This is a genomic window from Cyclobacterium sp. L-R (genome assembly GCF_056859355.1).
Map to the genome: position 1 here is coordinate 1 of NZ_JBSXOH010000016.1, position 8,775 is coordinate 8,775.

Genomic DNA, 8,775 nt, shown 5'->3' on the forward strand with positions numbered 1-8,775 from the left:
TCGGAAAATTCTGATCTGCTAACCCCTGAGGATAACCATTCTTGATAAAGTTTACGCATATTGCTTTCTGTCTGTCTTTTCATGACACAAGTTTAGCAACAGATTAGCTTTTGCAAAAGATGTAGTTTGTCGGATGGATACTTTTATTTTATACACCGTTAGCGGATCTTTTTCATCTTGTATTGATTTTCGCATGGAAAATTTCTATCCAATAACTCGAAACCGCATACTTGTAATTTGGGTTGTTGAAATAATTTCTATCCGTTCAAGATCAATAGGTTGACAGCCCAATTGATCAATAAGTCTTAACCCATTCCCAAAAATGACAGGGTAAACATGAAGGACCAATTCATCCACAAGACCTAACTCAAGACCTTGTTGAGCAATGCTATGCCCCAATATTGCAACATTTTTTGTTCCTGCTGCCTTCTTGGCTTTTTGAATTACTTTTTCTACTCCGCCAATAACAAAGTTAAATGTCAATGGCCCTACAGAAAGTGGTTCACGGGCATTGTGGGTTACAACGAATTGTGGTATTTGTAGTCCCCCATACGGAAGAGCATCAGCTGTAACTTTGTTGTTTCTAAAGTCCTTGTTACCAAGAACTACAGCTCCTAACTCGCGCATAACTCGATTTCCCATATCATCAGAGTCGTCAGCCGCATGCTTGAAAATCCAATCCCAATCGTCTTCATTAGGTTTTGCAATAAATCCGTCAAGTGACATTGTTAGGTGTATTAACACTTTTCCCATAAAATTTAATTTTTCAATTTCCCATAACTCTTATTGTCATCTATTACCTTTTTTATTTTGATTGAATACAATAAGAGGTAACGGTTTTAATATTGTCCTGGTCATTAAATTCATAAACATCACATGCTGAAACAAACGAAATCCGTTTGCCATCCCTTAAAAACTCAGCTGTTCCATTAATTACAACTATATTTCCATCTGCAATGGTGTTGAGTGTTTTGAAGTCTGTCGTTACTGACTTGAAGTAGCTACCAACTTTCTCGCAATTATCAATAATGGCTTGTTTACTTATAAATTTGTCTTCTTCGATTACAATCCATTCTGCATTTTCAGTTATAAAATCGTAGGTCTTTACAAATTCCCCGTTGGAGAATGCCCTTGCAATTTCTGATTTTGTCATTTTAATAAACTTAAATAATTGTGTCTATTCTCATAAATCATCCAAAGTAGAATTGTTCAAATTATCGCAGCAATAATTAAGCCTTCGGGAGCTACAAAAATATGCGTAAGTAATATCCCAACCATGACAGGGAAAATAACCAAAGCTCCTAAGGCTCTTGTTAAAGGAAATAAAATTAATATACCACCTACAAGCTCTGCAAATCCGACCAAAGGCATGAGCCAGGCAATTTCCATAAAGGCTAAATTGTCTTTAACCAAGGCTTCTGGTAAATCGGGCGGAATGGGCATGTAATGGAAAAATTTATCCAGACCACCGTTGATTAGTAAAAGTCCCAAAAGAATAGACAATACGTTTAAAATTTCTTTTTCATAGTCATTCTTTGTTTTGATAATTAATCATCCAATTGATACCAAACTTGTCTGTAAAACTTCCGTAGTACGCTCCCCAAAACGTATCTTCAATAGGCATTTCAATTTGTCCACCTTCTGAAAGTGCATCAAAAAGACGTTTTGCCTCTTCACGAGAGTCCGGTTCTAGATTAATATGCATATTGTTTCCCTTTGTTAATGTGAATCCCATTTCTTTTGGTGCGTCAGTCCCCATTAATATATGCCCACCAACTATTGGCAATTCAACGTGCAACACCATTTTTTTAACCGATTCAGCCATGGGTGGTTGATTTGAGTCTGCAGGTACTTCGTCAAAACGTTTGATACCATTAATAAAATCTGTTTTAAAAACTGATTTGTAGAAATTGAATGCTTCTTCAGTGTTACCCTGAAAATTTACATAAGTTGATACTCTTGCCATATTGTTTGATTTGTTTTGCTTGCGAAGTTTGAATTGTGCTTCAATGTACTGGTCAAGATTTTCCATAGCCATGGTGAAACCTTCTTTAAAGCCCATTTGGATAATCTTTTCTAAGTCTGAAAGGCTCTCGTATTTGGCGGTAATGGTTACTAGTGTTTTTTCTCCATTTTCATTGAACTCGTTTGTCCATTGTGTGCGGGGCATAGCTTGGTTAATTACTCCGTTTTCATCACAGAATGCGTCCAAACCCGAAAACATTTTTTGATGTGCAATTTTGATGTAATCGTTTTTACACCAATGACATTCTTGTGGGTTTTTACTTTCGGCATTGAACATTTCATAAAGCCACAGTCCGCCTTCGCGAAAATCCATTGATTTCGTTCTGGTTTTATAGGGTTTAGGAGCCCACCATAGGTCAAGAATTTCAGGATTTGTCCAAGCTTCCCAAACCAATTCAAGGTTTGCGGCAAATTCACGTTCTATATTAACAGTGTTGTTTTCTTTATTGACTATGAAGTCAAATTTTAAGTTTGGGTTCATTTTCCTTTTGATTTTAATTGTTCTAAAACGGTATCCAATTGGTCAAAGCGTTTTGCCATTAACATTTTAAATTGTTCCAGCCATTTTTCCACGTCTTTCATTTTATCGGCATTTAGGTGATAATGAATTTCTCTGCCTTGTTGCTCCTGAGTAAGTATTTCACACTCTGTAAGTATTCGCAAATGTTTTGAAACAGCTTGCCTACTTGAATCAAAATGATCGGCTATGGCATTTGGTGTCAAAGCACCAACAGCCAAAAGCATAATAATGGCTCGTCTTGTTGGGTCTGCAATTGCTTGAAAAACGTCTCTACGCATATATTATATGGGTTTATAGACCATTACAACAATGCCGCAATCAAACTTTTGTACCTCATCAAGATTAAATTTTTGCATTTCGGACAACTCTTTAAAAATGGGCATTCCGTTTCCAATAGCAGCGGGGTTTACAAATAAATGTAATTCATCAATGAGTTTGTTTTTAATAAGTGAGGAAACAAACTCACCACCACCATAAGCAATAATGTCTTTTCCTGGCATATTCTTTAAATTGGTAATTTCTTCGACCAAGTCGCCCTTTGAAATTTCAGTATTTTCCCAAATTGATTTGTCAAGTGTTTTGGTAAATACAATTTTTTGTGTGGTAGCATACTTAACACCGCCTTCGTATTCAGGGTTGCTAGGGTCTTTGGCAACATTTGCCCAATGTGGAATAAAACCTTCTGCTAATTTTCTGCCTAAAACAATTGTATCCACAGGTTCAGTAATCTCTCGTACATAGTTTAAAATGTCTTCTGTCCAGAGAAATTTCATCCAATCCATTTCTCCGTTTTGACCTGAAATAAAAGCGTCTATGGTCATTTGGACTTGTAATTTTAATTTTCTCATATTCTATTTTAATTAAATCATGAAACCAATCAGTTGCAATATATATGCAATCAATCGGTTTCTCAAATATTTTATTAAAAAAATGATTTATATTGTGGATTTAGCGTTTGAAAGGTGTCGGTTTTCAGTGACCGCTAACAACGGGCATCTAGTGTTGTTGTAAAACTGTTGAAAACTGTATAAGCCAATCCCTTCGCTCCGTTTCTATTACAGAAATTTCAACACTACTACGGATTGGTCCGTCCCTGAACCAAACATCGCTATTCTGCCTCTAAGTTGATCTTATTGTGCGTTTCACTTTGCATCTTGATCCAGGTTCCCGAGTTCCGTAAATAAGCCCGAATAAAGGTCATGCCTCCTAAATGATCCCGATGAATCGGGACCGTCCAGTCAATAAACAGCTAACCACTGAACTCGTAATGTTTGTCATACTTCAAACACTTTTGACAGAATGTAGCACTTTCTCAGCCTGCCCTGAGTATCAGGGACACTTCATCAGAGGTTCATTTGCATTCATCTCCTTTATCCTTACCTGACCACGCTCTTGACGTGGCCTTTTCCATAACGCTCAATACCTTGACGCTGCCACCAAAGCACCTTATGGTGGTTTGATGCTCTCCCCTGTAGGACAACACCGGTGGGTTGGTTCCACCATCTTATAAACAGTTGCGTAACGATTTTCAGCCGTTCGTTACTCTCGGCACACATATGAAAAGTAGGCGATTTCGAAACACCAAACTTTCGGTTAAGCACCAAGTTTGATACAAGCCACAAAACATGATTTCACTACTATTTCGCCTATTTTTTATATACATTGTTAGCGGTTCGTTGTTTTTTCCGCTTGATTGTTTTCAAGTTAGTTTTTAAAAGAAAGTCCGTTTTCACTTAGGGCTTTTTTAAGTTTTGGAATTGTACTCGGTCCCATTCCGTGAAGATTAATGATTTCCTTTTCCGTCCATTTTGTTAAGTCCTTCAATGATTTGATGTTTTCTCTTTCTAATGCTCGTCTTGCTGGTGCACCTAATAATGAAAGAAAACTGTCTTTCGGTTTGCGTTCTTCTTCGCAAATTGGACAGGTTGGACAGTCACTGCTTTTAAAGAACTGATGTCCATTTAGGCAAGTCTTTAATGTTCCATTTGTCGTCATATTTCAATTTGCTGTTGTTTTTTTCTTTATTTATTGTCTTCAAACCACTTAACAATGGAGGGCATATTTCTTTCAAAACCGCCCGGAATAAAAAAGTTTAAAATTCCTGATTTTTCGTTTGTCCTGTTTTTAAAGTCGTGAATAGTTTTAGCAGGTATTCTTAAAAAAGTTCCTTTCTCAATGTCAAACCACGTGTCGCCAACAAGTATTGATGTTGTTCCTTCTATGCCGTAAAATACTTCGTCATTGTCTTCGTGTTGGTGAGCACCAGGTCCGCTAGAATTTGGTTCAAGCCACCATTCTGAAATACTGTATCTGTCTCCTGTTTCGTTTTCGTCTGTCTTAAAAACAGCAGTCATTGTACCGCATTCATAAGTTCTTCCTTCTCCCGCTTGAAGAAGTATTATGTCTGTTTCGTTTTTTGGATGTTTCATATGGCTCAATTATTACTGCCGTTATATTTTTAATTTTCTGTCGTTCGTTGTTAACTTTGGTTTCGTTTGCTAATCTATTGTCCAAGGTCGCTTACTTCTTTTGGAAATTTGTCACCAATTAAATTCAGTTTGATATTATGCTCTAAATATGCTTTCAGACCGTCTAGAACTGTAGTAAAACCGCCTGTGTTGTCTTTTATTACTTGAATTAAATCGTGTCCTGTTTCTTTAAAACCGTAATTTTTAATAACAACATATGTCATTTCTTCTTTCAATGGGGTAAATTCATAATCAACTGTTGTTGCTGGGTCACCCCATTCTGTTGAAATGAGTTTGTTGGGGATAATTTTCTTTGTCAATACGTTGTCTGAAACGCCATACATTTCCCATTCCCACTTTACGATTTTTCCAACTTCTAATGGTCCGCTTGATTTTGTAAACCAAAAGTTGGTAGTAATTGCTGGATTAATAAATGCTTGAAAAACTTGAGAAACAGGTTTTCTGATTAGCATTTGGACTTCTACTGTCGGTATGTTGTTTGTCATTTTATTGTGTATAAAATTTCAAGTTTCTGGTTCGTTGCTTATTTATTTCGCTTGTAATGAAGTTGTATCAAACCCGTATCATATGTTTTTGCTTTGGTAAATTCAAGTATTTGTTCGGGTCTATTGTCTTTGAATAGCCTTGTTCCGTTACCAATCAAAACCGGTATTACTGAAATTATCAGCTCGTCTATTAAATCGTGTTTCAACAGTTCATTTATTACTTCTGCACCACCGTCACAATAAATGTTTTTCCCTTTTTCAGACTTCAATCGTTTTACTAAATCAGATATGTTTCCTGTGTAAAAAGTTGTTCTACCAACATTTGGTCTTGGGGTTCTTGTTATGACATATACGTCCCTTTGTCCATTGTCGTAAAATGATGAACCAATTTCCTTAAGCACATAATCATAGGTTTTTCTACCAACAATTAGCGTATCAATTGTGTCTGTGAATTTTGCGTAACCATAGTCTTCTCCTTCTTTTTCAACTAATTTTAAGAAGCTAAGGTCATTATTTGGTTTAGCAATGTAACCGTCTAAACTCATTGCTATGAAAAGTGATATTTTTCGCATTTTTTTGTCTTTAGATTTCTACAAAATTATTTTCAGGCAACCAGTAGTGCTTTGTAAAAATGCGACATTTTAAAGTAGCGATGGTGAGAGACCTGTAATTCGCTTGATTTCATTATTAAGATGTGAATGGTCATAATAACCACACTCAAATGCAATATCTAAAAGACTGCGATTTTCACTTGAATTTTTGATTACGTTCAAAGCATTTTGAAAGCGAATAATGCTCGAATATTCCTTTGGTGTCAGTCCAATGAACCTTTTAAAGTTTCGCTCCAATTGTCTTGTCGTTATGAAATGTCTTTTTGAAAGTTCATAAATACTCTTTTGTCCATTTGTTGAATGTATATCATTAATAACGGTTTGTAATTGATTGGTTTTGGTGATTATTCTTTCAGAATAAAAATGGTCAAAATAATTAAAGGGATTTTCAATTATTTTATCAACATTAAACGAATTAGATTTTTCAAATTCAACTGTGTCGTTGGTTAGCTCATATTGTGGAGTATAGCTATAAAAATTCGCAAAAGTTGCAGGTTTTAGACACACACCTATTAGATGTGAATCGTTATCAATAAAGCTGTCTTTAAATGAAGTCATTGCCCCAACAACATAGGTTTTCCCAAATTCCATTTTAGTAGAGCCGTTGTCAGTCAAACAAATATCCCCCAAATTCATTACAATACCAGCACAGCCATCTGGAAAAACTCGTTCCCATTGTCGTTCAACTTCGGTTCCTTTCAGTTCCCAATAGAAATGAATATACGGTTCTAATTCTTTGAAAGGTTTTATTTTTTTGTACTTCATTAATTTCTGAGGTGTCGTTCGTTACTATGACCGCGTAGAGTAGAGCCTGATAGCCTACCTTATTTAATTACCTATAAAGATAATTATAAGCAGTAAACTATCAGCGCCCCCTTCATCAAACCGTACCCTGTTAATTACAGGGCAGGCTGTGAACTTTTCGCTCATACGGCTTACCGATAGACTTCTTCATTGAGCTTTCGCAAGGGTTTTCAAGCGGGCATACTTCTCTATGTCTAGCAGTTTGTAAAACTTAACCAGATTGTCATAGGGTCGCTGGCGTAGCTTCCGATGCGCTTTCCTTCCTTTACTTTTCATCCATTTAAATAATTTGTAGTCCAAATGCTTTTTGATGACCTTAATGGTTTCCCAGATATGAGTCACTTTGGTGATAGAGAAGTAATTGAGCCAGCCTATAAGCTGCTCATTTAGCTTCCAGACTATCCACTCTATTGTCCAATGCTTACGTTTGGCTAGCAAATCGCGCAGCTTGGTGTAGAACTTTGAGCGTGATTTCATATTGGGGCGTACATTGGTGTAGTTCTTCCTGTTCCATCCAAACTTGGACGGAACTGTCCTGAACTCAAAGCCCAAGAAATGCAGACTGCTCTTGCTGATGTGCAAGAGTTTGGTCTTTTCTTTATTAAGGTTTAGCCCCATGTTGTCCATTATTCTGCTAATGTAGCTCAGTATTTCTTTACTGAAATATCCTTTACCCATTAGCAGAAAGTCATCGGCATAGCGGACTATGCGGATGTTGGCTTTTGCAAACTTCCCTTTGGGGTTGTTTACAATGCGGTCAAAGGCGTGGAGATAAATGTTGGACAACAACGGTGAGATGACTCCGCCCTGCGGACTACCTTTTCGGCTTGCCAGTAGTTTGCCATCGGGTAGCTGAACGGGGGCTCTTAGCCATTGTTGTATCAACCTCAGGATTCCTTTATCTGTCAATCGCTCTTTCAATAAAACAAATAACTTACTATGATCTATCGTGTCAAAATACTTGGACAAATCGGCATCATATACAAATTGATGTCCTGCGTAAATGTTTTGCTTTACCTGTTTGATGGCTTCTTTTGCTCCACGTTTGGGCCTGAACCCATGCGATGTTTCACAAAATTCAGCTTCCCAGAGTGGCTCTATCAGCATTTTTACTGCCATTTGTACCACTCTGTCGCGAATGGTGGGGATGCCCAGTTTCCTGAAATCTCCTTTCTTTTCCTTAGGTATGAGCACTTGCCTTACGGCTTGACTCTTGTAGGTGCGGTTTTCAAGCTCTTGACCTATATCTGCCAGAAAGGTGTTTAAACCTTTCTTTTCGATATCATCAAACCCCTGATTATCGACCCCTAATCCCTTGGAATAGTTTTGCCTGACCCTTCGGTAGGCTTCACTAAGCGTTTGGCCCTCACAGAGTTTTCCGTAAAGGCTATACGCCTTGAAGCTACCGTCTTGCTTGGCTCTAATGTATAGCTTCCTTTGGAACACACGAATTTGCTCATCGGTATTTACCACCCTTGGACTTGCTGATAGACTCTCGTCAATACTTGTCTTTCTGTGTTCCATATAAGCTTGTCTAAAGTAGAGTCCCTTTCCTAAGCAAGGTTTTGTTGTCCTTGCTGTCATAGGTACTATGAACTCCTCCGATTTCTCTTTTCGCTACGTACAATTTCGTAATACTTATAGGCACGCTTTTAAGGTTGCCACCCTTTGCTGAAAGAGACCTCCCACGTTTAACATTCATCCATCTATACTCACGCCACCCCTTTGACTCCGGTAGTTTACTACAAATCAAATGACTGTTGATCTTTGTAGTATGGCAGGGTTCTCCCGAAAATCGGGATCAAAACTGTCCCCAAATCTACGGGTACACATATCGAAGC

General features: G+C 37.4%; 12 protein-coding genes. All 12 read right to left on the minus strand.

The window, feature by feature from the left end; all coding sequences use genetic code 11:
- Window positions 1-204: 204 nt before the first annotated feature.
- The 12 genes from AC13EX_RS00835 to ltrA all read right to left on the minus strand — a co-directional run bounded on the left by AC13EX_RS00835 (window position 205) and on the right by ltrA (window position 8,458).
- Window positions 205-753 (minus strand): dihydrofolate reductase family protein, encoded by a 549-nt coding sequence (locus AC13EX_RS00835; RefSeq protein WP_482891171.1) that lies wholly within the window; start codon window positions 751-753, stop codon window positions 205-207.
- Window positions 754-805: 52 nt separating this feature from the next.
- Window positions 806-1,153, minus strand: a complete 348-nt coding sequence (locus AC13EX_RS00840) for a nuclear transport factor 2 family protein (protein WP_482891172.1) — start codon at window positions 1,151-1,153, stop codon at window positions 806-808.
- A gap of 56 nt (window positions 1,154-1,209) precedes the next feature.
- Window positions 1,210-1,548 (minus strand): DoxX family membrane protein, encoded by a 339-nt coding sequence (locus AC13EX_RS00845; RefSeq protein ID WP_482891181.1) that lies wholly within the window; start codon window positions 1,546-1,548, stop codon window positions 1,210-1,212.
- Window positions 1,529-2,506 carry an SRPBCC domain-containing protein gene (locus AC13EX_RS00850; protein ID WP_482891173.1) on the minus strand — a complete coding sequence of 326 codons (978 nt, stop codon included), beginning with the start codon at window positions 2,504-2,506 and terminating at the stop codon, window positions 1,529-1,531. The genes AC13EX_RS00845 and AC13EX_RS00850 overlap by 20 nt, the downstream gene beginning before the upstream one ends.
- Window positions 2,503-2,823 (minus strand): ArsR/SmtB family transcription factor, encoded by a 321-nt coding sequence (locus tag AC13EX_RS00855; protein ID WP_048641304.1) that lies wholly within the window; start codon window positions 2,821-2,823, stop codon window positions 2,503-2,505. Before AC13EX_RS00855 ends, AC13EX_RS00850 begins: the two co-directional genes overlap by 4 nt.
- A 3-nt stretch (window positions 2,824-2,826) precedes the next feature.
- On the minus strand, window positions 2,827-3,393 hold the full coding sequence (locus tag AC13EX_RS00860) for a dihydrofolate reductase family protein (protein WP_482891174.1): 567 nt from the start codon (window positions 3,391-3,393) through the stop codon (window positions 2,827-2,829).
- 856 nt (window positions 3,394-4,249) lie between these two features.
- Entirely contained in the window at window positions 4,250-4,540 is a 291-nt protein-coding gene (locus tag AC13EX_RS00865; protein WP_482891175.1) for an RNA polymerase alpha subunit C-terminal domain-containing protein, read from the minus strand.
- Between the two features lie 26 nt (window positions 4,541-4,566).
- Window positions 4,567-4,974, minus strand: coding sequence for a cupin domain-containing protein (locus tag AC13EX_RS00870; protein ID WP_482891176.1), 408 nt, complete (start codon window positions 4,972-4,974; stop codon window positions 4,567-4,569).
- Between the two features lie 74 nt (window positions 4,975-5,048).
- Window positions 5,049-5,519, minus strand: coding sequence for an SRPBCC family protein (locus AC13EX_RS00875; protein WP_482891177.1), 471 nt, complete (start codon window positions 5,517-5,519; stop codon window positions 5,049-5,051).
- Window positions 5,520-5,557: 38 nt separating this feature from the next.
- Window positions 5,558-6,091: a dihydrofolate reductase family protein gene (locus AC13EX_RS00880; protein WP_482891178.1), complete on the minus strand. Its 534-nt coding sequence runs from the start codon at window positions 6,089-6,091 to the stop codon at window positions 5,558-5,560.
- A gap of 69 nt (window positions 6,092-6,160) precedes the next feature.
- Window positions 6,161-6,895: a DUF6597 domain-containing transcriptional factor gene (locus AC13EX_RS00885; protein ID WP_482891179.1), complete on the minus strand. Its 735-nt coding sequence runs from the start codon at window positions 6,893-6,895 to the stop codon at window positions 6,161-6,163.
- A 186-nt stretch (window positions 6,896-7,081) separates the two neighbouring features.
- Entirely contained in the window at window positions 7,082-8,458 is a 1,377-nt protein-coding gene (ltrA, locus tag AC13EX_RS00890; protein ID WP_482891180.1) for a group II intron reverse transcriptase/maturase, read from the minus strand.
- Window positions 8,459-8,775 lie beyond the last annotated feature (317 nt).